Raw genomic sequence first — 24,505 nt, 5'->3', positions numbered from 1 at the left:
CGCCCCCGGAACCGTCGGGGCCGCGGACTAGGGTGGCACCCGTGCTTCGTATCGCCACCGTCAATGTCAACGGCATCCGCGCCGCCCACAACAAGACCCGGGGCCAGACCCTCGGATTCGGCGACTGGCTCGCCGACCGGGGTGCCGACATCGTCACCCTGCAGGAGGTCCGCGCACCCGACGAGATCGTGCGTGAGCTGACCGCCGATGCCGGCTATCACGTCGTCCACGCCGAGGCGGCCGCCAAGGGGCGCGCCGGTGTCGCGGTGCTCAGCCTGGCCGAGCCCAAGGAGGTCCGCGTCGGCAACGGCGACGACTACTTCCACGACTCCGGGCGCTGGATCGAGTCCGACATCCCGCTCTCCGACGGCTCGATCCTGACGACCGTGTCGGCCTACGTCCACTCCGGCGAGGCGGGCACGCCGCGTCAGGACGACAAGTACCGATTCCTCGAGCAGATGGCCACTCGCCTCGCGCAGATCCGCGCCACGGGCAATCACGGCGTCGTCACGGGTGACCTCAACGTCGGTCACACCGAACGCGACATCCGCAACTGGAAGGGCAACGTCAAGAAGGCCGGCTTCCTGCCCGAGGAACGCGCCTACTTCGACCGCTACTTCGGCGAGCTCGGCTGGGTCGACGTGCACCGCACGCTCGCCGGCGACGTCGACGGCCCCTACACGTGGTGGTCGATGCGCGGTCAGGCGTACGACACCGACACCGGTTGGCGCATCGACTACCAGATCGCGACGCCCGAGCTGGCCGCAGCAGCGCGCGAGGCGGTCGTCGACCGGGCGCCCAGCTGGGCCGAGCGCTGGTCCGACCACGCACCCCTGGTCATCGACTACGACCTCTGACATGACGACCCCGCTCGATCGACGTCTGGGGCTCGTCGGCTCCGTCGCCGTCGGCATGAGCGCGATGATCGGCGCTGGCCTGTTCGTGGTGTTCCCGCCCGCCGTGTCGGCGGCCGGCGATGGGCTGCTCATCGCACTGGGACTCGCGGCGGTCGTCGCAGCGTGCAATGCGATCTCGTCGGCCCGCCTCGCCCGGCGGCACCCGGTCGCCGGCGGCACGTACGTCTACGGCCGCGAGCGTCTGGGTCCGCTGTGGGGCTACCTCGCCGGCTGGTCATTCATCGCCGGCAAGGTCGCATCATGCGCTGCGATGGCGTTCGCGCTGGGCAGCTACCTGTGGCCCGGCCATGCGCGGCTCGGTGCGATCGCCGCCGTCGTCGTCTTCACCGCGGTCAACCTGGCGGGGGTCGAGAAGTCCGCAGCGGTGAGTCTCCCACTGGTCGCCGGCGTCGTCGTGATCGTCGGCGCCGCGCTGATCGCCATGCTTGCGGGTTCCAGCGGTCGCGGCCCGGACCTGCCCACCTCGTCGGGTGGGGTGCTCGAGGCCGCGGGGCTGCTGTTCTTCGCGTTCGCCGGCTACGCGCGCCTCGCGACGCTCGGCGAGGAGGTACGCGAGCCGGCCCGCACCATCCCGCGAGCGATCGCCGTGACGTTCGTGCTGGTCCTCGCGCTCTACGCGGCTGCTGCCCTGGCGCTCCTGCACGCACTCGGCGCCTCCGGCCTCTCCCAGGCCGCGCGACCGTTTGTCGCCGGTGTCGACGCTGCCGACGCGCATGGCCTCGTGCCGCTGGTCCTCGTCGCCGCTGCGCTCGCTGCCGGAGGTGCGCTCCTCTCCCTGATGCTGGGCGTGTCTCGCACGACCCTCGCGATGGCCCGCGACGGACACCTGCCTCGCGGCCTCGCCGCGGTCAGCCGCCACACCCGGGTCCCCCACCTGGCCGAGATGGCCGTGGGCGTGGTCGTCGCAGCGCTCGTCTGCTTCGGTGACCTCGTCACCAGCGTGGCGTTCTCGTCGTTCTGCGTGCTGATCTATTACGCGATCGCCAACGCGTCGGCGTGGACGTTGAGCGCGGCTGTCGTGCCGCGTCTCGTGGCCGCACTGGGGCTGGCAGGTTGCGCGGTGCTGGCATTGAGCCTGCCGCCGTCAACGATCCTCGCGGGTGCGATCGTCGTCGCCGTCGGCGGCGCGTTCTACGCGCTCCGGCGCGGGCGCGTCAGGAGAAGATGAGCCGGTCCCGAGCCTTCCGGCCGTTCGTGTAGTCCTCGAGCCACCAAGGGGTCGCGCCCGCCTTGCTGGGCGGCCTCTGCAGCACCAGCTTCTTGACGCCGGTCTTCGCCTCCTCCTGCCGGAGCCGGAACTCGTAGTGGTCGAAGAGCCGCACCGCCTCGATCGCGTACGACACGGCGACGCGCCGGTCGCGGATCAGCAGGAGGTTCTCGCCGTTCTCCCGGTCGGCCGCCTTCGAGAAGTTGTAGGACCCGAGATAGACCCGTGCCGTCGGCAGGTCGAAGTCGACGACCACGAACTTGTGGTGCATACGGATGCCGCCGCCCCCCGTCGGTTCGGACTTGAACGGCTCAGGAACGTGCGCCGAGAGGGCAGCCGGGCTGACCGGGGCCACGTTGCCGTCCGGCTTCTGCAGGTCGATGCCACCCACAGCCCGATCGGCAATGCCGTAGACGAAGACCCGATCACCCTCGGTGACCACCTTCACGGCCTGGCGGATCGACCCCTTGGTCTGGGCCAAGAACGCCAGGGAGTAGAGCAGGCTCGACGTCGCCCCTTCGCGGATGTCGCCGGCGATCGTGGCCAGCTGGGCATTGCCCGCCGAGTGCGGAGAGAACGCAACCTCGGCCTCGATCCCGTCGAACCCGAGATCCACCCACTGGGCGGCAGGCAAGGCGCCGAACTCAGCCGCCTCGTCGGTGCCCCAGTACGACTCGAACGCGTCGACGAACGGCTGGATCGCCTGGCGACCGGTCAGGACCACCGCGTTGTTGCTCTGGACGAAGAATCCCCGCCAGCTGAAGTTCGTCGAGCCGCAGACCGCTTGGTTCAGCTTGGGCCCGGTCACGACGATGCACTTGTTGTGCTGCAGGCCGCCCATGTGTTGCCGTCTGACATTCGCGGTCCCCGCGGAGGCGCGGAGCCGCCGGGCAGCTTCGGTCTCGGCCGACCCCTTCTCGCCGTGCGCGTCCGAGTCGTCGACGATGATCGTCAGGCGCGACCCCAGCTGTTCGAGCCGACTCACGACGTCTGCCTCGCTCAGGTCGTACGCCACGACCTTCACGGCCGTGGTCTCGTCCGCGATGGCGGCGTCGAGGACGGCGAGGACGGCCCGTCGTGCCTCGAAGCCCATCCAGTCGAGCGCCTCTTCGGCATCCGGGTGCGTCGGGACGAAGTCCAGGCCGTCGTCGGCCTTCGCCGGCAGCAGCGTCGAGATGGCCCCGCCCCGCTCGAACCGGTCCACGAACGCCTGGGAGGACACGAATCCGCGGGTGAAGCAGACGTTGAGCCTGCCCGGGTAAGTCTCACCGGCCAGGTCGATCTCCGCCTCCTGGGCCTCCCCGTAGCTGAGCACCCCGTCCGCCGCCATGAAGACCGGCGTGACCCGATACAGGAACCCACCGGGGCGTTCCGCCCTGAACGGGAAGTGCACCCAACGGAACTTCTGGATCGGCGACCGCAGCGACGACCGAACGTCTCCCCCTGCCGGCGAGCCGAAAGGCTCGAACGTCAGGCGGTTCCTGACGGACAGGAACCTGTCGCCGCCGGGCTCGCGATACTGGATCGCGAAGCCGACGAAGTCGTCCGGCGGTCGCCCCACCCGCCAGTTCATGCCGAGCAGTGCCATGCCCTCGCCACGGTGCACCTTCAGCGTGAAGGCCGCGCTGTCGTTCTCGCCGACCACCTCGAAGTCATCATTCATGTGCCGCACCTCGGTCCCGACCCAGCCCACCGATTCGATGCGCTGGGCTCAGTGAATCCCTGCACGAGAGCTGTGGCAACCCCTGCGCCACGCCACAAGTTGAACGTTGCATAACCCTGTCATACACTTGGTTGCATGCCGCAACCTGATCTGGACCATCTCGCCCGCGGACTCCGCGAGTTCGCGGGAGCGCTCCTGCGGTCGACGCGCACCGACTCCCTCAGCCGTACGGCCGCCTCGACCCTCTCCTGGCTCTCCCGGGAGGGCGCACTGAGGATCACGACGCTCGCCGAGCGCGAGGTCGTGACGCAGCCGGCCATGACCGGGCTCGTGCAGCGTCTCGAGGCAGCCGGCCTCGTGACCCGCAAGGCCGATGCCCGCGACGGCCGTGTCGCCCTGATCGACATCACCCCGCTGGGTCTCGAGGCCTTGCATCGGAGGCGCGCGTCGCAGGACGCCATCATTCTCGACCGGCTCGCCGGGTTGTCCCCTGACGAGCTCGCCGCCCTCGAGGCGGCACTTCCCGCCCTCTACAACGTCACGGAGCTCCATGTCGTCTGACAACGCCACCTTGTTCAAGCAGCCCAAGGCCGTCTACGCGGTCGCCTTCGCCTGCGTCATCTCGTTCATGGGCATCGGTCTCGTGGACCCGATCCTGCCGGCGCTCAAGACCCAGCTCGACGCCACCGAGAGCCAGGTGACCCTGCTCTTCACCAGCTACCTCGTGGTGACCGCAGTCGCGATGCTCGTCACCAACTGGGTCTCCAGCCGCCTCGGCGCGAAGCGGACACTGCTCACCGGCCTCGTCATCATCGTCGCGTTCGCTGCCCTCGCCGGGTCGACCGACACCATCTCGGGGATCGTCGCGTTCCGCGCCGGCTGGGGCCTGGGCAACGCGTTGTTCATCGCGACGTCCCTCGCCGCGATCGTGGCGAGCGCCCGAGGCGGCTTCGCCGGCGCGATCATCCTGTACGAAGCCGCGCTCGGCCTGGGTATCGCCGCCGGTCCGCTCGTCGGCAGCGTGCTCGGCAACATCAGCTGGCGCGGACCGTTCTACGGCGTCTCGGTGCTCATGGCCATCGCCCTCGTCGCGACGTTCTTCCTGCTCCCGTCCACGCCGAAGCCGGAGCACCGTACGTCGCTCAGCGCACCGTTGCGAGCCCTCGGCCACCGCGGCCTGCTCACGATGAGCGTCACCGCGCTGCTCTACAACTGGGGCTTCTTCACGATGCTGGGCTATGCCCCGTTCCCGATGGGCCTGTCGATCACGGCACTCGGCTGGGTGTTCTTCTGCTGGGGCGTGCTCGTCGCGTTCTTCTCGGTCATCGGTGCGCCATGGCTGCAGGCCCGGTTCGGCACCGCCGCCTCGCTCTACGGCTCGTTGGGCCTGTTCGCGATCGACCTCGCCGTGATGGCGGTCAGCCCGACCAACCAGGTGCTGATGATCGGCTGCGTCATCGCCGCGGGCATCTTCATCGGCATCAACAACACCTTGATGACCCAGGCCGTCATGACCGTCTCGCCGGTCGAACGGCCCGTCGCATCCGCGGCGTACGGCTTCGTGCGATTCATCGGCGGTGGCCTCGCCCCGTTCGCCGCAGGCAAGCTCGTCGAGCACTTCAACGTGCACGTGCCGTTCGCGATCGGCGCGATCACGGTGCTCGTCGCGATCGGGGTCCTCGCCTCCGGTCGCACGCTCCTCGCCGAGGCCGATCGCAGCCTCGCCGGCCACGGTGACGACGACGTGAGTGGCGAGGTCGCCGACGAGTTCGGCGGCGCATCAGGCGCGATCGACGAGGTCATGACAGCCCGCTGATCCCTCGAGCCGCCGCGGCGTCCCACTTCCCAGGTCAGAGCGGGCGCCGCGGCTCCACACAAAAGCCCGGGTGTGCAACGCATGACTGCGCTGCACACCCGGGCCTTCTTCCTGGCCCGGGGCCACGCATCCCCTGAAGCATGGTCCCGGGCTCGGGTCTAGATCAGTTGAACCTGACCTTCAGTGAGGTGCCGTTCTCCTCGAGCACCCGCACCTTGACACCAGCAGCCGGCAGCTTGACGCCGTGGTTCGGCAGCTCCGCGTACCAGTACTTCTTGGTGTCATCGAACAACGGCTTCGCATTCTGGCCGCGGATGTAGCTGGCGACACCGTTGGTGTGCAGCGTCATCGAGTCGGCCTTGTGCAGCGAGAACGGCGCGTCGTACATCTGGATCCGCGCACGCCACGGTGCACCCGTTGCGATGTTGATGATCGGCTCCGGGTTGGCGTCGATCGGCAGGTTGCGACCCGTGCCCGGGTGCTCCGACGTGTTGTTGTCGCCGACCGAGGTGTCCCAGTAGGAGATCAACAGGCCGTGACCGTACTTGTAGTGCTCGACCCAGTCCGGCTTCGTGTTGGTGAAGCCGAAGTTGTACGGGCCGGTCAGCAGGTACTTGTCGAAGCTCACGTAGGAGCGGTGACCCATGACGTAGTAGTTGTCGGCGAGGCTCGACGTGGTGGCTCCCACGATCGAGAATCCGTCGAACGTCCACGCCGGTCCACCGGTCTCGGCACCGTCGGTCAGCAGCGTCTCGCTGCCGGCCTTGATCGCGATGTCGTCGACGTACAGACCAGCCTTGGCCAGACCACCGTCGGTCTTGTAGTAGAACCGCAGCTTGATCTTCTGGCCGTCGTACGCCCCGAGCGGGACGTTGAGGTCCGCCCAGGTCGCCTGGTCGCCGCTGAGACCCGGGTTGCCCGAGGTGTCATCGCCGATCGCCGTGCCGCCGACCGTGCCGTCCAGCGACTTCCAGTTGGTGCCGCCGTCGGTCGAGGCCTGGACGTACGCGTAGTCGTAGCCCTGCTCGATCGAGTAGCGAACCTTGGCCGTCAGCACTCCGCCGGACTTGCCGGTGAGGTCGACGTCCGTCGTCTGGGAGTTGGCCAGATCATCGCCGGAGCCGGAGAAGAACTGCTTGCTGCCCGACGCCGGAGCGCCGTTGTTCTTGACGACAGTCTTCTTGGGCAGCACCACGACAGCGCCTTGCGCCTTCTTGGTGTTGTACTCCTGCGGGCCGAGCTTGATCGTCTTCTTCTGGTGCGTGCTCAGCGCCTCGTAGTCGAGCCAACCGAGCTGCAGCTTCTCCCACGCGCCGATGTCGCCGGGACGCGTGCCGAGCGGCTCGCCCTTGGCGTTGAGCCGGCTCTGGGCCATGAGGGTCCAGTACTCGTTGGAGTTGTCGCCGCCACCGCTGGTGTCGTACGCGTCCGGCAGACCGAGGTCGTGGCCGTACTCGTGGACGAACACCGACAGGCCGCCGTTCTCGGGCTGCACCGTGTAGTCGGAGATCCAGATGCCCGTGTTGCCGATCTGGGTGCCGCCGAGACGGTTGTAGTCCGGGCCGGTGATGCCGGCGTCGGTCAGGAAGGCGTTCCAGCGGTGCGACCAGATGGCGTCCTCACCCTGCTGCGGATCGCCGTCGGCCTCGTCGCCGCCGGCGTGCACGATCTGGAAGTGATCGATGTAGCCGTCGGGCTCGTTGAAGTCGCCGTCACCGTCGTAGTCGTAGCGGTCGTACTTGTCGTACGCCTGCAGCGCCGTCTTGATCTGGGCGTCAGTCTGGCCGGCCGCCTTCTGCTGCGCGATCCATGCGGTGACCGCGTCCTGGATGAGGTACCAGGTGCCGGAGTCCTCGCGACCGTAGCGAGCCTCGTTGTAGGGCACCTTGACCCAGTCCGAGACCGTGCCGTCGACGGAGTAGCGACCTGACGACTGCGTGCTGTAGTACGTCTTGAGCGACTCGGCGTTCTTCTTGAAGTACAGGTCCTGGTAGTGCTTGCGGTTGAAGTCCGCCTGCCACACCGTCGAGTTGTCCTTGGTGCGGTCGGGCTCAGGGATCTTGTTGTGCAGCGGGCCCTCGAAGGTCGTGGGTCCGGGGGTGTCCGGATCGGTGTCGACGTCCGGGTAGTCAGGGTGACGCTGGTTGCCGAACTCAGCGAGGATCACGAAGATCTTGTCGGCACGCTCCTGCGACAGCTCGACGTACTGGTCCTGCTGCTTGGCGCCGGCGCGGGCCTTGAAGTTCTTGCGGAACTTCTTGTTGCCTGCGCGAGCAGCGTCAGCGGGGCTGGTGCCGCGTCCGACCTTGACGACGGTGCTGCCGTCCTTCTCGACCGGCTTGAGGTCACCGTTGAGGACGCCGGTGATGGCCGACTCGCGCAGTGCGCGTCGCTTGTCCTCCATCGGGCTCTTGAGCTCGTCCTGCTTGTTGGTGACCCGGTCGCTGCCGGAGACGGGTGGTGCTGCGGATGCGGAACCCGGCGCGGCATAAGCCGTACCGAATGCGGCCGCGAGTGCAAGGCCGACGAGGCCTGAGGTCACACGCTTCACTGTTCCCCCTGTTTCCCATTTCGAGTGAGCAGCCGGGCGGATTTGCCCGGCCTGCTGGTGCGCACGCCCTCGTGAGGCGCGCGCGGCACAACGAAGTCAACTTAGGTAATTTTCAGGTAGAACGGCAGTCTTGACATTTGGACAGCATGGCTATAGGTGACTAGTCCTTCGTGACTAGTCACCAAACGTACAAGCCGCCGAATTCGCCCGCCCCTGCCCGGCCGTGTCCTATCGTGTAGAGCGGGAGGGAGAACCCAATGAAAAAAATACTGAACCCGCGCGCGCTCGCGGGAGGTGTGATGATCCTGATGATCCTCACGTTCACGCCGGCATCGGCGCTGACCTCGGCAACGTACGAGTCCGAGACCATCCGATGGACCAACGTCAAACGAGAGGCGCACGACAAGCACCCGGTCAAGCCACAGACGTGCGCCGACCGGTACGCCGAGAAGCAGGCGGCCTGGCTTGCGAGTCACCGCAAGCTCAAGCACCAGAACATGGGCACGATCCTCGATGCGTGCGACTTCACGAGCGTGTCGGAGAACATCGCGTACGGCTTCTCGTCAGGCAGATCCGTCGTCACCGCCTGGATGAAATCACCGGGACACCGAGCCAACCTGCTGAAGGGCAACATGCGGTGGATCGGCGTCGGCGCGGTTCAGGACAAGAATGGCGTCTGGTGGGTGTCGCAGGTGTTCGGCACCAGGTAGCGGAGTTTCCGGGTCGTGAATTTTTCGATTCACGACCCGGAACACTTCCCAAGGGGGGTTCGCTGTGCCCTAGGCTTGTCGGCAGTTGCACGACGTTGGGCCGCAAGAATGAATAAGAGTTCCTCTCGGGGTGTCTGTTCTTCACGAAGGTTGGATGTACGTCGCGACAGTCATTCGCGAAAGTCGTGAGTGAACTCGCCAAGAGGAGTAGGACATGGCAACAGGAACCGTCAAGTGGTTCAACGCTGACAAGGGCTTTGGATTCATCGCCCCTGACGACGGCAGCGAAGACGTCTTCGCGCACTTCAGCGCGATCCAGTCGAGCGGCTACCGCTCGCTGAACGAGAACCAGAAGGTCGAGTTCGACGTCGAGCAGGGCCAGAAGGGCCTGCAGGCCGCGAACATCCGGCCCCTGTAAGTAGGCCGAACGGCTCGCGAGAGCCGAGGGGCCGGCTTGCAGGCCCCTGTAAGTAGGTCAGACGAAAGCCCCCGGAGCATGGCTCCGGGGGCTTTCGCTTGTCTGGGGCTTGCTCAGAGGTGTCCGCCCTCGTCCCACGCGTGGCGGCCGAACTCGGCGCTCGGCGCGGTCTCGAGATAGGTCACGTCGGTGTCAGGCTTCGCGTGCCGCGGGGCCAGCCGGTGAGCCGGGAAACGGGCCGAGGTCTCGGCAACCTGCTCCGAATCGATCTCGAACGTGGACTCGTCCATGGGGCTCTCCTCTGCTCACGGGCGTTGACATGAGGATAACCTCATGTTTGCCGCGGCGTAACCCTTACCAATCGGTAGGTTCAGAGCGTGACGCGCAGGATCCGGTCGTCCTTGGCGCGCAGCTCGCCACGACCGTCGGTGTTGCTCGTGGTGACCCACAACGAGCCGTCGGGCGCCGCGGTCACGCTGCGGATGCGCCCGTGGTCGCCGCTGAAGTAAGCCTTGGGCTTGCCGGCCTTCTTCCCGTCGAGGGGCACGGCGAACATGCACTCACCCTGCAGCGCTCCCAGGAACGCCGTGGACCGGGTGATCGCCAGGCCGGCCGGCGAGCACTCGTCGGTGCCCCACGTGACCTTGGGGTTGACGAGGTCGTCGTCGTCCGACTTGCCCTCGACGCCGGGCCAGCCGTAGTTGCCGCCACGTTCGATGAGATTGAGCTCATCGAACGCCTTGTCGCCGAACTCCGTGGCCCACAAGCGGCCGTCCGCGTCGTAGGCGAGACCCTCGATGTTGCGATGTCCGTAGGACCACGTGCGGTTGCCGAACGGGTTGCCCGGCGCCGCCTTGCCGTCGCGGGTGATGCGCAGGACCTTGCCGTTGAGCGAGTTCTTGTCCTGCGCGAGTGGGCCGTTGCCTGCGTCGCCGGTCGACACGAAGAGGGCTCCGTCGCCGTCGAACAGCAGGCGCCCGCCGTGGTGACGGGACCCGATGGCGATGCCGGTGAGGATCGGCTTCTGGGACTTGATCGAGTCGCCGTCGAGGGTCAGGCGTACGACGCGGTCGTCCGACCTGGTCGAGACGTACGCATAGAGCGTCGACTCGTCGTCGGGCGCGAGCGCCAGGCCGAGCAGGCCGCCCTCTCCCCCGGCCCCGCCCGATGCGCCGTCGACATCGCCGACCTTGGTGACCTTGCCGTCGGTCGAGATGCGGACGATCGACCCCACGTCACGCTGTGACACCAGGGCGTCGCCGCTCTCGAGGAACACGATGTCCCACGGCACGTTGAGGCCCGTGGCGATGGTCGAGGCGATCTTGGGCTCGATGCTCGTGGGGGTCTGCGTCGTCGTGGCGGTCGTGGTCGGGGTCTTCGACGGCGTGCGCGTGGGACGCGGCTTGTCGTCGTCGCTCCCGCACCCCACCAGGGCCACAGCCCCGATCGCCGCGAAGCCGGTCAGCAGGGTTCGACGCTCCATGGAACGATCATGCCCTTCGCAGCTGCGATGCGACAGTGCGTCAGCTCCGCTCGACATGAGAAGTCGCCGATCTGCTCCTAATCTTGAGGGATGCCCCCTCTGCTCGGCGGTCGCTACCGCCTCGACAAGCTCATCGGCGGCGGCGGCATGGGCGAGGTCTGGCAAGGCCACGACGAGGTCCTCGATCGCACCGTCGCGATCAAGATCATCCGGCCGCACCTGGCCGACGACGAGAACATCCGCGCACGACTGCGGGTCGAGGCGCAGCTGGCCGGCAAGCTGCACCACCCGGGCATCGTCGACGTCTTCGACTACGGCGAGGACGAGGAGGACGGCAAGCCCGTCCCCTACCTCGTCATGCCGTTGATCGACGGCGCCCCGTTGTCGGCGTTGCTGGCTGAGCGCGGCTCGCTGTCGACCGGCGAGACGATGGCGATCGTCTCCGAGATCGCCGCCGCACTGCAGATCGCGCACGAGGCCGGCATCGTCCACCGCGACCTCAAGCCGGGCAACATCCTCGTCACGCCGGATGGGCGGGTCATGCTCGTCGACTTCGGCATCGCCCACGCGGCCGGCGGCGAGCCCCTGACCCAGACCGGCGCCCTCGTCGGCACCGCGGACTACCTGAGCCCCGAGCAGGCTGCCGGCCGTACGGCCACTCCTGCCTCGGACCTCTACTCCCTCGGCGTCGTGGCCTACACCTGCCTGAGCGGCAATCTGCCGTTCCATCGCGACAGCGACATCGCGACGGCCCTCGCCCACCTCCAGGACGACGCGCCCGCCCTGCCGGACAACGTCCCAGCCGACGCCACCGCTCTGGTCAACGGGATGCTGGCCAAGGAGCCGAGCGCTCGCCCCGCTTCGGGCATCGTCGTCGCCAATCAGGCGGCCGCGCTGGCGACGTCTATCCCGGCTCCTCCGGGCCATGCCCCGGCCCTCACCGGAGAGCCGACCATGCCGGACGCCGCGGCCATGCCCGGCACCACGCTGCCGGGCATCGTCGAGCGGCCCGTCGATGTCGGTGCCGACGACGACGCGGGACCCGCGACGCTCGTGGGTGCACCGGTCGGCAGCGCTGTCGCGGCCGAGCATGTGCGCCGCAGGCGTTCACGGCGACCCATGGTGCTGCTCAGCTCGGTCCTGCTCGTTCTCGTCGCTGCGGCTCTCGGCTGGCTGCTGCTCGGCGGTGGCGGCGACACCGTGACCGTGCCGAACGTGAAGGGCACGTCCGTGAGCGCCGCGAAGAGCAAGCTGGATGCTGCCGGCCTGGTGGCCAGGGTGCGGAAGGTCGATGTCGCGAACGCCAAGGCCGGCGAGGTCGTGCGCCAGACGCCCCCGCCGGGCACCGAGGCCGACGAGGACAGCACCGTGACGCTCTCCGTCGCGACCGGTCGAGTACGCATACCGGTCGACAAGCTTGTCGGAGCGACGTACGACGAGGCGGCGGCCGTGCTCACCAAGCTGGGGCTCACACCATCGAAGGCCTTTGCGCCGTCGGACGAGGCCGCGGGCACCGTGATCTCGGTCGATCCCGACACCACCGCCAAGGCAGGCGCGACCGTGAGTCTCACGGTCGCCAACGGCGTACCGGCGCCCCCGGACGACAAGAAGGGCGAAGGCAAGGGCAAGAAGGAGCCCGACAAGGACAAGAAGGACTCCGGCAAGAAGGGCGGGAAGACCGGGCCGGCCAAACCCGGGAAGACGAGTCCCTCGCCGGCGCCCACGACGACCTCGCCGACCACGGCGGAGCCGGCCAACCCCTGAGCACCCTCGCCGAGGGCCCGGGAATGCCCACCACGGTCGTACCGTTGAACAGTGCGTACGGAGTTTTCCTATGAGAGGCAGTCATGAGCACCGTCACCCTGACCAAGGACACCATCGACGACGTCATCGGCGCTGAGGGCATCACCCTCGTCGACTGGTGGGCTGAGTGGTGTGGTCCGTGCAAGCAGTTCGGCCCGGTCTTCGAGGCCGCGAGCGAGCAGCACACCGACGTCGTCTTCGGCAAGATCGACACCGAGGACCAGCGCGAGCTGGCCGCCGCCGCGCAGATCACCTCGATCCCGACGCTGATGGCGTTCCGCGACGGCGTCCTGGTGTTCTCACAGCCCGGCGCCCTCCCGGCCGCCGGACTCGAGCAGATCATCACGGCGGTCAAGGACCTCGACATGGACGACGTACGTCGTCAGATCGCCGCCCAGGAGGCTGACGCGCCCGAGGCGCGCCAGGCCTGAGCCGACCACGCCGCGTGTCAGGTGCACCAGCGCCTGACACGCGGCGGTGTCACTTCTTCTCGCAGGCGATGCCGTCCTTGTCACGGTCTCGTGCCTTGTTCTTCGTGTAGACCGCCTTGTTGCGGGTGAAGTTGGTGACCGGCGTCCCGGATGTGTGATCGTGGGCCCCGGGCTTGCCGACACCGTGCTTGTAGTCCTTGTTGAGCTTCTTGCAGTTGCTGTACTTCTTCACCGCTGCCTCTGCTGGATAAGACGTAGCGGCGATGACTCCAACGCTGAGCGCGGACGCGCAACAGGCAATGACGAGCTTTCGAAACATGGCGGATTCCCTCCCGTTGTGACAGTGCGCCTCGAATCTTCCGGCACCGCGGGAGGCCACGTGTGGCTTTGCCGAAAGATGGCTCAAGGGAGCCATGTCCGGCGATCGTCGAGTCAGACCGAAATGACGGTGGAGCCGCCTGGGTCGACCCACGTGATGCGTTCGGCGTAGGGCGAGCTGGCCAGCACCTGCTCGGCGTCGTCGCGGCCCTGCTGGAAGTGCGTCCAGCCCTCGTAGTGCACTGGCACGACAGCCGATGGCTTGACGATGTCGAGCAGCTCCGCGCCCTGCCGGGCGTCCATCGTGTAGCGGAACCAGCCGGTGAGGTAGCGGAAGCGCACGGCCCCCAGATGCATCAGCATCGTGCCGACGTCCACGCGTGAGGCGACATCACGCAACCCACGAAACAGCACGGTGTCGCCGGTCATCCAGAGCGCACCGTGCTCCTGTCCCTCCCAGGTGAGGGCGAACCCGACCACCGGTCCGGTGATCGGGTTGAGTGCCACCGGCCCGTGCTGGCACGGGGTCGCGGTGACCGTGATCGTGGGCTTGCCGGGCGCCTCGAGGGTCCAGGTGTCCCATGCGGCGAGGCCGATGGCACCACCGCCGAGCCGGGTCGCCGCCTTCTTGGTCGTCAGCACCGTGCCAAGCTTCGGCAGCATCGAGACTCCGGTCGGGTCGAGATTGTCGGCGTGATGGTGATGACTGATCAGCACGGCATCGATCGGGCCGAGCGCCTCAGGGGCGACCGACGGGCCGACGACCTTGCTCGACATGGTGCCCCACCCGAAGAAGTAGCGCTTGCCCGGCGGATCGAACGTCGGATCGGTCAGGATCCGCCATCCGTCGAACTCGATCAGCGCGGTTGGGCCGCCGATGTGGGTGATGGTGACAGCAGTCATGTCGGCTCCTTGGGTGGCCACGAGCATACGGGCCGCCCACCATCCTGAGATGGTGAACGGCCCGTCGGTCAGAAGGTGCTCAGGCGGTCGCGCCCTGCGACTTCCAGTACTCGTTGAGGGCACCGTTGGTCTTGACGAACCAGACGATCGCACCGGCGATCGGCAGGAGGATCCACAGACCCGTCACGCCGGAGACCGGCGCGGCGCGGCCGGCCCGCTTGTAGAGATTGCCCACCTCGCTGGCCATCGTGAACGGAAGGACGAATCCGACGAAGATGGCCAGGACGAGTGCGATGCCTCCACCGAGGCCGTCGCCCGAATGCCGCTTCATCTCATCGTGGGTCTTGAAGAAGTAGACCCAGCCGTAGATGCCGAGCGTCACGATGTAGAGCAGGATCGAGATGCCGGTGCCGCGGATCTGGCCCGGCGGGCCTGCGGCTGGGGGCGGCGCGTACGCCGGCGGAGGCGGCGGTGAAGCGGGCGGATCGAAGTTGGACACAAGAGTTCCTCTGGCTTGGCGGATCGAACGCCAAACCGTAGCGCGTCCGCTGCCTCTGCCGCGTCGTTTTGTCGCAACTTGACGCCTTCGTCATCAGACCGAGATGAACGACCTCATGCTGATGGCGCCCATGTCGATCTCGTCGTTGAAGAACTCGATGTCCTCGCCCTCCTCGAGCAGGCTCAACGCGGCGACCATCGGCCGATAGTGGTCGTCGGTCGGCACCGCGATGCGCGCTTCGGACCACGTCGCGTAGGGGTTGACCAGCTTGCCGATCTCGCGGTCGCGGAGCGCCACGGCGGTGTCGGCGTCGAACTGCTCGGCCCAGTCCCAGGCGCTGCCGCCGTCCCACTTGACCCGGTTGAGGGCGTGGACGATGTTGCCGCTGCCGATGAACACGACACCGCGGCGGCGCATGGCACGCAGGCGGCCATAGAGCTGGAAGAGCTCCGGCAGCGGCATCGCGTAGTCGATGCTGATCTGCAGGACCGGCACCTCCGGAGCAGGCGCGAGGTGCCTGAGCACGCTCCACGTGCCGTGGTCGAGGCCCCACTGCTTGTCGAGCTCGGCCTCGTACTCGATGAGCTGCTTGGCCAGGAGCCTCGCGACGTCCTCGTCACCGACGGTGTCGTACTGCACGCGGTAGAGCTCGTCGGGGAATCCGCCGAAGTCATAGATGATCTTGTTGCGGGGTGCGTCGGTGATGTGGGTCTGCCCCGGCGTCAGCCAGTGCGCACTGACCACGACGATGGCCTGCGCGTCGGGCAGGCCCTGACCGACCTGAGCCCACTTCTGTGTGTAGGAGTTGTCGGCGATGGCGTGCATCGGGTTGCCGTGGCCGACGAAGAGCACAGGCATCAGCGGGCTGGGGGTCAGCCGGTTGTCGAGGTCTGAGATCGAGTAGTTCGCCATCGTGCCGCTCCTGTATTAGTTGATGCTTCAACTATAGCATCACCACTGCGGTCCCGGCTCCTGCCTGAAGCGAAGAGGCATTTCCTGTGCCCACTCGTCGGGCTCGCGTGTCGCCGAGCGGCCCTCGAGATCGACCCGTGCCTGCTTGACCGCCGCCTCGGCCTCCCAATAGGCGCATCGTACGACCGAGAAGTCGATCAACCGTTTGCGGCTCAGGTGACTGAGCAGGCGCGAGACCAGGCTGATCTGCGTGCGCGCCTCGCCCAGACCATCGGGCATCCATGGCTCCAGGAGGAAGCCGGGCAGCGCACAGACCAGCTCGTCTGCACTGAACAGCTGCCAGAACGCACCGCTCTCGTGGAACTCACGCTCCGCGGAGAGCAGCGTCCCCGGCTCGCTGCCGAGCCATGGGCTCATGTCACCGGTGTCGAGGAACCGCGTCAGCCGGTCGCGTACGCGGACGTAGCGCCGCACGGTCGCCTCGGCGCGTCCCGACGCCTCCTTGGCGAAGAAGTCGTCGAGCAGCTGCCATCCGGGTTCATCGGGCTCCATACCCCGACTCAAGCACCGAGGTCTGACAGTCAGATGGGCCAGGAGTTCTCGCCGAGCAGCTCGTCCAACGGACGTACGGTGGTCCAGCTCTCCTGCTCGAGCATGGGCCGCGCGTAGAACGCATCGACGGGTCCGAGGCACAGGATCGCGACCGGCTCGGCGCCCTCCGGCGCACCGATCAACCCGGCGACCTCGTCCGGCACGAACAGTGACACCCACCCCATGCCGAGGCCTTCGGCGCGGGCGGCCAGCCAGAGATTCTGGATCGCGCACGACACCGATGCGAGGTCCATGTGCGGCATGGTCCGTCGGCCGAAGACATGCCGCTCGCGGTCGTCGCCCAGGGCGACCACCAGGACCTCGGCGCAGTCGAGGATGCCCTGCACCTTGAGCCGCATGAACTCCTCAGCGCGCTCCCCCATCGCCTCGGCGGTGTGCCGGCGTTCGACCTCGACATGGTCGTGAAGCGCCTGACGCAGCTGCGGATCTGTCACACGTACGATCCGCCACGGCTGCATGAGCCCCACGCTCGGCGCCTGGTGCGCCGCCGACAGCAGCCGGGCGAGGACGTCCTCGTCGACCGCGCCACCCGCGAAGTGCCGCATGTCGCGCCGCTCGGCAATGACTCGGTAGACCGCCTCAAGGTCCTCCTTGTCGTACGCGTGATCGGTCACTCGACGCCCAGACCTTTGAGGACGCCGCTCGTGAAGCCGTCGAACGTCAGGTCGTCGGGGCTCGCGGGCCGGGCTCCCAGACGTACGGCAACAACGCCTTCGGAGGGCACGACGGCCACGTACTGGTCGCCATAGCCGTACGCCCAGAACGCGTCGTCGGGCACGTTCGGCGCGAGCCGGCCCTCGTGCGGCGGCTTGTCCGTCGCGTAGCCGGCCTGCCGGAGCACCTCGACGATCCGCCCCTCGCCGTTGACCCACCAGAGCAGCCCGTACGCGGCGTTGAGGTCGGACGACGGCCGCGTCGACTGCTGGACGAAGCCGGCCGAGACGAGCCGCTTGCCGTCCCACGACCCGCGGTTGAGCATGAGGTGACCTACGCGGGCGAGATCGAGGCACGTCGACTCGACGCCGGAGAACGTCAGCGCGTTGCCGGCCTGGTCGCGAGCCCAGGTCGTGTCGCGCATGCCCAGTGGATCGAGCAGGCGGTCCTCGGCGATGTCGGCCACGTCGCCGGTCTCGTAGACGTCGTCGAGCACGGACTCCAGGGCCTGCGCGGCCGAGTTGTCGTAGACCCACTTCGTGCCCGGTGGGCGGTCCTGCGGGAGGTTCACCGCGTACGTCGTCTTGTCCGCCTCGTCGCGGATCATCCGGTTGTCGGCTGCTTCGTCCCAGTGCCGGCCCGACGTCATCGAGAGCAGGTCACGGATGGAGACCTCGGTGGCTGCGCCGATCCGCCACTCGTCGATCTCCTCCGAGGCCGTGTCGTCGAGCGTCAGATAACCCTCGTCCGCGGCCATGCCGAGCAGCAGCGCGGTCAATGACTTGGTGATCGAGTAGACCCGGTGGGGTCCATGCTCGCTGCCACCGTTCCAGTACGCGTCGTGGACCAGCTCTCCGTTCTTGATCACCGCGACACACGTCGAGCCCGTACGTCCGAGGGTCGCATCGAGCTTCGACCAGTCGCCCTGCTCCGCGCGCTGCCAGCTCTTCCCCGGGAAGGCGTCTGGCACAGCGGTGACGGTCGGCAACGTCACGGGTGTCACGCTGACCTCGTCGTCCGGGTCCTCGCCGGTGCACGCCGCGACCACGAGCATCGTCCCCACAGCAAGAACCCGCCCGATCAGCACTCCCCCACGATCCCACTCGGCCCCCAGCCCGAGGGCCCGGCCCCTAGCGACGAAGTCGCGGGAGGGAGCGAGGAACGAGCGACCGAAGGGGCGTACGACGAGAGGCTCGGGCGAGCTGATCACCTCACCACCCTTCGCTCGCAGAGCTCGCTCCCGCTCGGCCGCAGGCGGCCTCACTAGGGAACGGTTGTTGTTCGCCCAGCGCTCACCTTGACGCCGCGTCGCGTACAACCCGCATGGTTAGCGTCTCGCGCGTGACCACACCTGCGCGCCCCTTCGCGGCCCTCGCCCTGATCGTCGTACCCACCCTGATCGCCTCCCAGGCGTCTGCCCACCCGCGACCGAGCGACCACCTCGTGTCCGTGACGGCCAAGACCGAGACGCCGGGCGTGTATGACGACGCAGCCGGCCACAAGGGCGACGCCGATGACCCGGCGATCTGGGTCAACCGTCACGACAGGGCGCGCAGCGTCGTGATCGGCACGGCCAAGAACGCCGGGCTCAACGTGTACGACCTCAAGGGCAGGCTCGTGCAGAGCATCGCGGCACCGGCAGCACCCGGGCCCGACGACGAGGCGGGCCGCTTCAACAACGTCGACATCGTGCACGGCTTCAAGCTCGGCGGACGGACCGTGGACCTCGCCGTGACGAGCGACCGCGGACGCGACCAGATCCGGTCGTACGTCATCGACCAGCGCACCGGCAAGCTCACCGACGCGACCGCCGCCAACGTGCCGCTCGCCTTCTCCCGCAACCAGGCTCAGGTCAACGACCAGGAGACGATCTACGGCCTCACCACGTTCCAGGACCACGGCACGGCGTACGTCGTGGGCACCCGCAGGCACCAGACCGACGTCGGCCTGTTCGAGCTGATCGCGTCCGGCGGCAAGGTGACCTACAAGAAGGTCGACACGCTCGACTTCCCGTCGTCGTTCCGCCTGCCGAACGACACCACCTGGTCGCCGTGCGAGGAGCCCGGCGAGGGCCCGCAGCTCGAAGGAGTCGTCGTCGACGAGGCGGCCGGCACGCTGTACGCCGCTCAGGAGGACATCGGCCTGTGGCGGGTCCAGCTGAAGCACGGGTCGTTCCAGGGCCGGCCGAGGGCCGTCGAGCGTACGAAGGAGTTCGGCGTCCCCGCGACGTACGACGAGAAGACCGAGGAGTGCGTGCCTTCGGGCGTCGACCCAGGGTTCGGCGGTCGCATCGCGGCCGACACCGAGGGCCTCACGATCCACGAGACCGGCAAGCGCAGCGGGACGCTGCTGGTGTCGAGCCAGGGTGACAACACCTTCTACACGTACGACCGGCAGACCAACCGGCCGCTCAAGCACTTCGCGGTCGTCGACGGCGCCGCCGCTGACGGCTCGCAGGACTGCGACGGCGCCGACACCGTCAGCACTCCCCTGCCCGGCTATCCGCACGGCCTCCTCGTCGTGCAGGACGGCGACAACACACCGGTCGAGCTCGGCGCCGACGGCGAGCCGCGGGTCAACACCAACTTCAAGTTCCTCGACGCGAAGATCCTGACCCGCTGACTCGAGCTCCTTTCGAATCGGGTAGCCGCATGACCGCTTGTTGGAGCGGTGAGCGACAATGGAGGGATGCCTACGTCCACGGATCTGCGCCGGCTTTTGCGCTTCCCCGTGGAGTTCGTCGCAGCCGAGGATCCCGCTGATTCGCGCTTCGTGTTCCACGCCACCGACGGCGATCACGAGGCCACGGCCAACGAGTCGATCGGAGCGCTGAGCCAGGGCATCCGGGTGATGTCGGCCGATCCTTCGGTACGCGCGTGGGCGACTCCCGCGATCCTCGCGCTGCGCATCATGGCCCGCGGCGCGCTGGGCTCACCGGACTCGACCGAGCTCAACCAGCTGCAGAACGCCGCGACCGCGATCGACAGCAACGCCGGCCGTGGCCAGGCGACGATCAACGCGTTCCTCAAGGCGCTCGCCGTCGACGCGCCCGCTGCGGCCTCGACGCCGCAGCGGCAGCCGTACGTGTCTCCTCAGGCGAAGCAGCCCCGGCAGCGCGAGACGACGTTCTCGTGGACGCTCATGGTGTCGTTCCTCGAGCAGCCCACGGCAGAGCAGGCCGCCGTCGTACGTCTGAGGGTGCAGCCGCGCTCGGGCTCGTGGGCCGCGTTCGACGCGGGAGACATGTTCGCCGGATCGACGACGCACCCCCTCGGCCAGGACGCCAAGGAGCCGACCGCGGCGATGCTGCGCCGGCTCGAGCCGTGGTGGTCCCCTGCCGAACGACTGCGTGATCCGCACACTCGCGGCGCGGCGACCGTCAGTCCCGACGAGCTCGCCCGGCTCGGCGACCGCTCCCTCGCGCCGACCCTGATGGCCAACCGCATCGAGATCCGCTGGCCACCCGAGCTCGTACGCGAGCTGTCGACGTCCGCCGTCGTACGCCGTGACGAGACACCGCGATCCGACCGACCGTCGGCGTTCACGCAGGGCCAGCTCTTCTCGTTCGACTGGCAGGTGGCGCTCGGCGACGACGTGCTGTCGGCCGCCGAGCTGGACCAGCTCGCGCAGTCACAGACCGGACTGCTGCGGCTGCGCGACCGCTGGGTCTTCGTCGACAAGGCGCGGCTGCAACGCGTGCTCGAACGGCGTACGCGCGAGATCTCCCCGCTCGAGGCGCTGAGGGCCGCCGTCACCGGCGAGCTCGAGGTCGACGGCCGGATGACCGAGGTCGACACGGTCGGCTGGCTAGAGGACGTACGCAAGCGACTCGCAGTGCAGGACCGCGACATCGCCCCTGCGGTGCAGCCGGACGGACTCGACGGCACCCTGCGCGACTACCAGCTGCAGGGACTGCGCTGGATGACGCAGCTCGTCGACCTGCAGCTCGGCGGCATCCTCGCCGACGACATGGGCCTCGGCAAGACCGTCATGCTGATCGCCCTGCACCTGCAGCGCACCGCGATCTCCTCGTCGCCGACGCTCGTGGTGTGCCCCGCCTCCGTGCTCGGCAACTGGGAGCGCGAGATCAAGCGATTCGCCCCGGGTGTCAACGTCCGCCGCTATCACGGGCCCAAACGGCGCCTCGACGGCGTCGACGACGGATTCCTCGTCACGACGTACGCCACGATGCGCTCCGACGCGATCGAGCTGTCCGAGCACCAGCCCGGCTGGGGCCTGGTCGTCGCCGACGAGGCGCAGAACATCAAGAACCCGCACGCCCGCACCGCTCAGGCCATCCGCGGCATCCCGGCCCAGGCCCGGCTGGCGCTGACCGGCACCCCGGTCGAGAACAACCTCGGTGAGCTGTGGGCGATCCTCGACTGGACCACGCCCGGCCTCCTCGGGACCAACCAGCAGTTCCGCAACACCTGGTCGCGAGCGATCGAGTCGCGCCGCGACTCGGGCAAGGCGACCGGGCTGTCGCAGCTCATCCGCCCGTTCGTGCTGCGCCGACGCAAGTCCGATCCCGGCATCGCCCCGGAGCTGCCGCCCAAGATCGAGACCGATCACCGCATCAACCTGACCCGCGAGCAGGTCGGGCTCTACGAGGCGGTCGTCCGCAGCACGATGGCGCAGATCGAGAACGCACAGGGCATCCAGCGCCGCGGCCTCGTCGTCAAGCTGCTGACCCAGCTCAAGCAGATCTGCAACCACCCCGCCCAGTTCCTCCGCGAGCCCGACGGCCGCATCACCGGGCGCTCGGGCAAGCTCGGCGTCTTCGACGAGCTGGTCGAGGAGATCGTCGCCGAGGACGGCGCGACGCTCGTGTTCACCCAGTACGCCCAGATGGGCCGGCTGCTGACGCGGCACCTCGAGGAGAAGAAGATCGGCCACCAGTTCCTGCACGGCGCCACGACCGTACGCGCGCGCGAGAAGATGGTGCACAAGTTCCAGGGCGGCGAGATCCCGGTCTTCGTGCTGTCGCTCAAGGCGGCCGGCGTCGGCCTCAACCTGACCAAGGCCGACCACGTCATCCACTACGACCGCTGGTGGAACCCCGCCGTCGAGGACCAGGCCACCGACCGGGCGCACCGCATCGGCCAGACCAAGAACGTCCAGGTGCACCGGCTCATCAGCGAGGGCACGATCGAGGAGTCGATCGCCGAGCTGATCCGATCCAAGCGCTCACTCGCTGACGCGGTCGTCAACGGCGGCGAGGGCGCGCTGACCGAGCTCTCGGACGCCGCGCTCGCCGACCTCGTCCGCCTGCGCAAGTAGCTCAGGCAGCGAACGGGTTCACGACATCGACTCCGCAATCCGCAAAGTCAGCGGTGTTGCGCGTCGCGACGGTCGCTCCGTGGACGAAGGCAATGCTGGCGATCTGTGCGCCTGGCGCCGAGATGGGGCGCCCTGATCGCTCGCGCGCAGCGACCAGCTCGCCGTAGCGATCCGCCGCGGCAACATCGAGTGACAGCGTGCGATCGGCGATCTGCGCGAACACAGTCCGAGCTCGACCCCTCAGCTGGTCACGACGGCGTCCATCGGGGAGCCGGGCGATTCCGTAGCCAATTTCCGCCCTCGTGATGACGGTCGTGTGCAGGTCGTCGCCCCGCACCGAGGCCAACCATCGCGTGATCTCCGCGCTTCCCCCTCGCATGAGCTCGGAGATCACGTTGGTGTCAAGAATGATCACAGATTGACTGGTCGCTGCGACATCGCGCCGCGCTCGGGGAGTTCGAGCTCGACGGGATGGCGTGAGAACTCGTCCAGGAAGACGTCGGCAATGCTGGGACGCGCCTCGTCGATCTCCACGGCTCGCGCAAGGATCAGCCTCACCTCAGCCTCCATCGACCGCCCTTGACGTGCCGCTCGCGCGCGCAGCTTTGCCTTGACTTCAGGGTCGAGGTCTCGCACCGTCAACATGCTCATGTGATCGCCTCCTGATCCCAAGACTAACCATTTGCATGCATTGCATGCAAACGGTTGCTCTGGCTTATTGCCGCACGGCCAGGTGGATCTCGGCGTAGAGCTCGTCGTTGCCGAGATTGAGCTCGTCGTCGATCGCGAAGGTGCTGTCGAGCAGCTTGGTGACCCACACGCGCGACAGGTCGAACGACCGCCACGCAGGTTCGGTCAGTCCCGTCGACGAGAATCCCGCAACTTGCACAGCGTGCAGCGTCAGCGAACCGTTCGACGCCGTGAACACCACGTGCGGGTTCACCACGCGCAGCCCGCGCGACTGCGGCCCGAGCACATACCTGATCTCGAGCTGCCGCCGATGCTCGATCGCGTACGCCAACCGCTCGTCGATCGTCACGTCAGTCATGACTCAGGACATGCACTTCTTGAGCGCGGAGACGCGGTAGAAGTACGGGGCCACGGTCGACTGGGCGCATGAGCTGTGCAGCTTGACCGGCTGCTCGTTGTAGCGGACCGTCACCAGCACGGCGCCCGTCGAGTTGCGATAGGCGGCCCACTCGATGTTGCCCGCCATGCGCCCCGCGACATAGCCGCGCCAGGGGTTGTTGCCGTACGAGTAGGGGGTGCCGGTCGTGGCCTGCTTGGTGCTGCCCGGCATCTTGCTCAGAGCGGCGAACGGCATCGTGGTCTCGCCGTGCGCGAGCCGGAAAACGGCCGCCGTGTGTCCGCCCTTGAGGCGCTTGTCGAGCTGGGCGAAGAAGTCGTCGAGCACGGGCTGCGCCTGCCGGTAGGAGCCGGTCTGCCCCTTGACGCCGGGACCGTAGCGGTAGAAGTTCTGCGCGTCCTTGGCGAAGCCCAGCAGGTGTGCGTCGGCGACCGGGACGTAGCGGCTGAACGTCACCGGCGTCTCGGTCCGCATGCTCGGCGCGATCGCATAGAGCCCGTAGATGTCGAGCGCCTTGCCGACAGGATCGCTGAGGCTGTCGACGAACTTCGCGGTGTAGAGCCGGCGCAGCACGTGCCGCGCCGCTGTGCGTACGTCGGACCGACGCAGCACACTGGCGATCCCCGCCCGGCCCGCGCTGGTCGAGCCGTCGGTGATGCGCATCCGGTCGTCGACCGATGCCGGCTTGAGGTCGAGACCGGGGACCGCGGTGTCGAGCGCCCTGAGCAGCGCCGCGGCGCTCTGCTTGGTGCGGGTGACACTCGTCGTCCGGAACGCGATGTCGTCGCCGGTGGTCGCGGCCTGGGTGAGGAAGTCGTGGTAGTTGGCCGCCGTACGCCGGCCGATCCCGGCCCATTGCGCCTTGCCGAGGGCGCTGAGCTTGCCGTATCCGATCGCCGACTCCGCCTTCTGGAACGCCTTGAGGTCGTCGTCGAACTGCTTGCCGGCGGTGGTCAGCTGTCCCTTGCCGGAGGCGGACTTCCACACGGCGTACGCGCGCTGCTCGCCGTCGTTGGTCGTCTGGCTGCGTGAACCGTGGCGTCCCACGTTCTCGAGGAACACCAGCTGGTAGCCCGGCGGCGGCGCCTTGATCGACGTGCTCGCCGGGTCGCCGTACGGCGTCTGGTTGGCGTACGCGTGGTTGTCGCTGACGATGTCGGCCTCGGCGGGGCCGATCAGGGCAGCCAGCAGGGAGACGATGATGCTGATGATCTTGAGCATGGTCTCCCTGTCGGTGGCGC

25 protein-coding genes are annotated in these 24,505 nt (G+C 67.9%); 10 read left to right on the top strand and 15 right to left on the bottom strand.

All coding sequences use genetic code 11. The features are described 5' to 3' along the window. The first annotated feature begins 41 nt into the window (after window positions 1–41). Both BOSE46_RS05215 and BOSE46_RS05210 read left to right on the top strand, forming a co-directional pair. Complete coding sequence (locus tag BOSE46_RS05215; protein WP_201299529.1) at window positions 42–857, top strand: exodeoxyribonuclease III; 816 nt, start codon at window positions 42–44, stop codon at window positions 855–857. A gap of 1 nt (window position 858) precedes the next feature. Then, entirely contained in the window at window positions 859–2,085 is a 1,227-nt protein-coding gene (locus BOSE46_RS05210; protein WP_159538917.1) for an APC family permease, read from the top strand. On the opposite strand, the gene BOSE46_RS05205 is transcribed toward BOSE46_RS05210, so the two are convergent. Next, window positions 2,072–3,787: a phospholipase D-like domain-containing protein gene (locus BOSE46_RS05205; RefSeq protein WP_159538915.1), complete on the bottom strand. Its 1,716-nt coding sequence runs from the start codon at window positions 3,785–3,787 to the stop codon at window positions 2,072–2,074. The genes BOSE46_RS05210 and BOSE46_RS05205 overlap by 14 nt on opposite strands. A 135-nt stretch (window positions 3,788–3,922) precedes the next feature. Here BOSE46_RS05205 and BOSE46_RS05200 point away from each other — a divergent pair, with 135 nt between their 5' ends. Then, window positions 3,923–4,348, top strand: a complete 426-nt coding sequence (locus BOSE46_RS05200; RefSeq protein WP_159538913.1) for a MarR family winged helix-turn-helix transcriptional regulator — start codon at window positions 3,923–3,925, stop codon at window positions 4,346–4,348. Beyond that, window positions 4,338–5,603 (top strand): MFS transporter, encoded by a 1,266-nt coding sequence (locus BOSE46_RS05195; protein ID WP_159538911.1) that lies wholly within the window; start codon window positions 4,338–4,340, stop codon window positions 5,601–5,603. Before BOSE46_RS05200 ends, BOSE46_RS05195 begins: the two co-directional genes overlap by 11 nt. Window positions 5,604–5,766: 163 nt before the next feature. On the opposite strand, the gene BOSE46_RS05190 is transcribed toward BOSE46_RS05195, so the two are convergent. Then, on the bottom strand, window positions 5,767–8,145 hold the full coding sequence (locus tag BOSE46_RS05190) for an immune inhibitor A domain-containing protein (RefSeq protein ID WP_236551616.1): 2,379 nt from the start codon (window positions 8,143–8,145) through the stop codon (window positions 5,767–5,769). A gap of 308 nt (window positions 8,146–8,453) precedes the next feature. Here BOSE46_RS05190 and BOSE46_RS05185 point away from each other — a divergent pair, with 308 nt between their 5' ends. Both BOSE46_RS05185 and BOSE46_RS05180 read left to right on the top strand, forming a co-directional pair. Further along, window positions 8,454–8,864, top strand: a complete 411-nt coding sequence (locus tag BOSE46_RS05185; RefSeq protein ID WP_159538907.1) for a CAP domain-containing protein — start codon at window positions 8,454–8,456, stop codon at window positions 8,862–8,864. A 214-nt stretch (window positions 8,865–9,078) separates the two neighbouring features. Further along, the gene (locus BOSE46_RS05180) at window positions 9,079–9,282 is read left to right on the top strand and encodes a cold-shock protein (protein ID WP_056214575.1); all 204 of its coding nucleotides are present in this window, start codon (window positions 9,079–9,081) and stop codon (window positions 9,280–9,282) included. Window positions 9,283–9,395: 113 nt separating this feature from the next. Here the strand turns inward: BOSE46_RS05180 and BOSE46_RS05175 are convergent, their stop codons facing one another. Both BOSE46_RS05175 and BOSE46_RS05170 read right to left on the bottom strand, forming a co-directional pair. Then, a complete protein-coding gene (locus tag BOSE46_RS05175) occupies window positions 9,396–9,572 on the bottom strand; it encodes a hypothetical protein (protein WP_159538905.1) in 177 nt (58 codons plus the stop codon). An 80-nt stretch (window positions 9,573–9,652) separates the two neighbouring features. Continuing rightward, entirely contained in the window at window positions 9,653–10,765 is a 1,113-nt protein-coding gene (locus BOSE46_RS05170; protein ID WP_159538903.1) for a sorbosone dehydrogenase family protein, read from the bottom strand. 90 nt (window positions 10,766–10,855) lie between these two features. Between BOSE46_RS05170 and BOSE46_RS05165 the strand changes: the two genes are divergently transcribed. Together BOSE46_RS05165 and BOSE46_RS05160 are read left to right on the top strand one after the other, a co-directional pair. Continuing rightward, window positions 10,856–12,529 carry a protein kinase domain-containing protein gene (locus BOSE46_RS05165; RefSeq protein WP_159538901.1) on the top strand — a complete coding sequence of 558 codons (1,674 nt, stop codon included), beginning with the start codon at window positions 10,856–10,858 and terminating at the stop codon, window positions 12,527–12,529. Between the two features lie 83 nt (window positions 12,530–12,612). Further along, entirely contained in the window at window positions 12,613–12,999 is a 387-nt protein-coding gene (locus BOSE46_RS05160) for a co-chaperone YbbN (protein WP_159538899.1), read from the top strand. 49 nt (window positions 13,000–13,048) lie between these two features. Here BOSE46_RS05160 and BOSE46_RS05155 read toward each other — a convergent pair whose 3' ends face one another. From BOSE46_RS05155 to BOSE46_RS05125, 7 genes are all read right to left on the bottom strand, one after another. Beyond that, complete coding sequence (locus BOSE46_RS05155; protein WP_201299528.1) at window positions 13,049–13,231, bottom strand: excalibur calcium-binding domain-containing protein; 183 nt, start codon at window positions 13,229–13,231, stop codon at window positions 13,049–13,051. A gap of 200 nt (window positions 13,232–13,431) precedes the next feature. Continuing rightward, on the bottom strand, window positions 13,432–14,220 hold the full coding sequence (locus BOSE46_RS05150) for an MBL fold metallo-hydrolase (protein ID WP_159538895.1): 789 nt from the start codon (window positions 14,218–14,220) through the stop codon (window positions 13,432–13,434). Window positions 14,221–14,299: 79 nt separating this feature from the next. Further along, a complete protein-coding gene (locus BOSE46_RS05145) occupies window positions 14,300–14,719 on the bottom strand; it encodes a DUF4234 domain-containing protein (protein WP_201299527.1) in 420 nt (139 codons plus the stop codon). A 93-nt stretch (window positions 14,720–14,812) separates the two neighbouring features. Then, a complete protein-coding gene (locus tag BOSE46_RS05140) occupies window positions 14,813–15,631 on the bottom strand; it encodes a dioxygenase (RefSeq protein WP_159538893.1) in 819 nt (272 codons plus the stop codon). 39 nt (window positions 15,632–15,670) lie between these two features. Next, window positions 15,671–16,183 carry a hypothetical protein gene (locus tag BOSE46_RS05135; RefSeq protein WP_159538891.1) on the bottom strand — a complete coding sequence of 171 codons (513 nt, stop codon included), beginning with the start codon at window positions 16,181–16,183 and terminating at the stop codon, window positions 15,671–15,673. A 29-nt stretch (window positions 16,184–16,212) separates the two neighbouring features. Next, entirely contained in the window at window positions 16,213–16,857 is a 645-nt protein-coding gene (gene bluB / locus BOSE46_RS05130) for a 5,6-dimethylbenzimidazole synthase (RefSeq protein WP_159538889.1), read from the bottom strand. Continuing rightward, complete coding sequence (locus tag BOSE46_RS05125) at window positions 16,854–18,107, bottom strand: serine hydrolase (RefSeq protein WP_159538887.1); 1,254 nt, start codon at window positions 18,105–18,107, stop codon at window positions 16,854–16,856. Before BOSE46_RS05125 ends, bluB begins: the two co-directional genes overlap by 4 nt. 131 nt (window positions 18,108–18,238) lie before the next feature. On the opposite strand from BOSE46_RS05125, the gene BOSE46_RS05120 reads away from it, so the two are divergent. Together BOSE46_RS05120 and BOSE46_RS05115 are read left to right on the top strand one after the other, a co-directional pair. Next, window positions 18,239–19,519 (top strand): phytase, encoded by a 1,281-nt coding sequence (locus BOSE46_RS05120; RefSeq protein WP_201299526.1) that lies wholly within the window; start codon window positions 18,239–18,241, stop codon window positions 19,517–19,519. A gap of 66 nt (window positions 19,520–19,585) precedes the next feature. Further along, window positions 19,586–22,177: a DEAD/DEAH box helicase gene (locus tag BOSE46_RS05115; RefSeq protein WP_159538883.1), complete on the top strand. Its 2,592-nt coding sequence runs from the start codon at window positions 19,586–19,588 to the stop codon at window positions 22,175–22,177. Window position 22,178: 1 nt separating this feature from the next. On the opposite strand, the gene BOSE46_RS05110 is transcribed toward BOSE46_RS05115, so the two are convergent. The 4 genes from BOSE46_RS05110 to BOSE46_RS05095 all read right to left on the bottom strand — a co-directional run bounded on the left by BOSE46_RS05110 (window position 22,179) and on the right by BOSE46_RS05095 (window position 24,485). Next, window positions 22,179–22,592, bottom strand: coding sequence for a type II toxin-antitoxin system VapC family toxin (locus BOSE46_RS05110; protein WP_159538881.1), 414 nt, complete (start codon window positions 22,590–22,592; stop codon window positions 22,179–22,181). Beyond that, entirely contained in the window at window positions 22,589–22,813 is a 225-nt protein-coding gene (locus BOSE46_RS05105) for a FitA-like ribbon-helix-helix domain-containing protein (protein WP_201299525.1), read from the bottom strand. Before BOSE46_RS05105 ends, BOSE46_RS05110 begins: the two co-directional genes overlap by 4 nt. 79 nt (window positions 22,814–22,892) lie before the next feature. Further along, on the bottom strand, window positions 22,893–23,225 hold the full coding sequence (locus BOSE46_RS05100) for a hypothetical protein (protein ID WP_159538877.1): 333 nt from the start codon (window positions 23,223–23,225) through the stop codon (window positions 22,893–22,895). 3 nt (window positions 23,226–23,228) lie between these two features. Next, complete coding sequence (locus BOSE46_RS05095) at window positions 23,229–24,485, bottom strand: histidine-type phosphatase (RefSeq protein ID WP_159538875.1); 1,257 nt, start codon at window positions 24,483–24,485, stop codon at window positions 23,229–23,231. Window positions 24,486–24,505: the final 20 nt, after the last annotated feature.

Source organism: Aeromicrobium sp. 9AM (assembly GCF_902506105.1).
Lineage (GTDB): Bacteria > Actinomycetota > Actinomycetes > Propionibacteriales > Nocardioidaceae > Aeromicrobium.
Note: the sequence above shows the minus strand (reverse complement) of the source record. Positions and strands in the feature narration are given on the sequence as shown.

Bases quoted from the DNA above. Each gene is read 5' to 3' on its own strand.
- BOSE46_RS05170 (WP_159538903.1), bottom strand. From the start codon at position 10,765: ATGGAGCGTCGAACCCTGCTGACCGGCTTCGCGGCGATCGGGGCTGTG.
- BOSE46_RS05165 (WP_159538901.1), top strand. From the start codon at position 10,856: ATGCCCCCTCTGCTCGGCGGTCGCTACCGCCTCGACAAGCTCATCGGC.
- BOSE46_RS05185 (WP_159538907.1), top strand. From the start codon at position 8,454: ATGATCCTGATGATCCTCACGTTCACGCCGGCATCGGCGCTGACCTCG.
- BOSE46_RS05095 (WP_159538875.1), bottom strand. From the start codon at position 24,485: ATGCTCAAGATCATCAGCATCATCGTCTCCCTGCTGGCTGCCCTGATC.
- BOSE46_RS05180 (WP_056214575.1), top strand. From the start codon at position 9,079: ATGGCAACAGGAACCGTCAAGTGGTTCAACGCTGACAAGGGCTTTGGA.
- BOSE46_RS05205 (WP_159538915.1), bottom strand. From the start codon at position 3,787: ATGAATGATGACTTCGAGGTGGTCGGCGAGAACGACAGCGCGGCCTTC.
- BOSE46_RS05115 (WP_159538883.1), top strand. From the start codon at position 19,586: ATGCCTACGTCCACGGATCTGCGCCGGCTTTTGCGCTTCCCCGTGGAG.
- BOSE46_RS05175 (WP_159538905.1), bottom strand. From the start codon at position 9,572: ATGGACGAGTCCACGTTCGAGATCGATTCGGAGCAGGTTGCCGAGACC.
- BOSE46_RS05160 (WP_159538899.1), top strand. From the start codon at position 12,613: ATGAGCACCGTCACCCTGACCAAGGACACCATCGACGACGTCATCGGC.
- BOSE46_RS05195 (WP_159538911.1), top strand. From the start codon at position 4,338: ATGTCGTCTGACAACGCCACCTTGTTCAAGCAGCCCAAGGCCGTCTAC.
- BOSE46_RS05200 (WP_159538913.1), top strand. From the start codon at position 3,923: ATGCCGCAACCTGATCTGGACCATCTCGCCCGCGGACTCCGCGAGTTC.
- BOSE46_RS05100 (WP_159538877.1), bottom strand. From the start codon at position 23,225: ATGACTGACGTGACGATCGACGAGCGGTTGGCGTACGCGATCGAGCAT.
- BOSE46_RS05210 (WP_159538917.1), top strand. From the start codon at position 859: ATGACGACCCCGCTCGATCGACGTCTGGGGCTCGTCGGCTCCGTCGCC.
- BOSE46_RS05140 (WP_159538893.1), bottom strand. From the start codon at position 15,631: ATGGCGAACTACTCGATCTCAGACCTCGACAACCGGCTGACCCCCAGC.
- BOSE46_RS05150 (WP_159538895.1), bottom strand. From the start codon at position 14,220: ATGACTGCTGTCACCATCACCCACATCGGCGGCCCAACCGCGCTGATC.
- BOSE46_RS05135 (WP_159538891.1), bottom strand. From the start codon at position 16,183: ATGGAGCCCGATGAACCCGGATGGCAGCTGCTCGACGACTTCTTCGCC.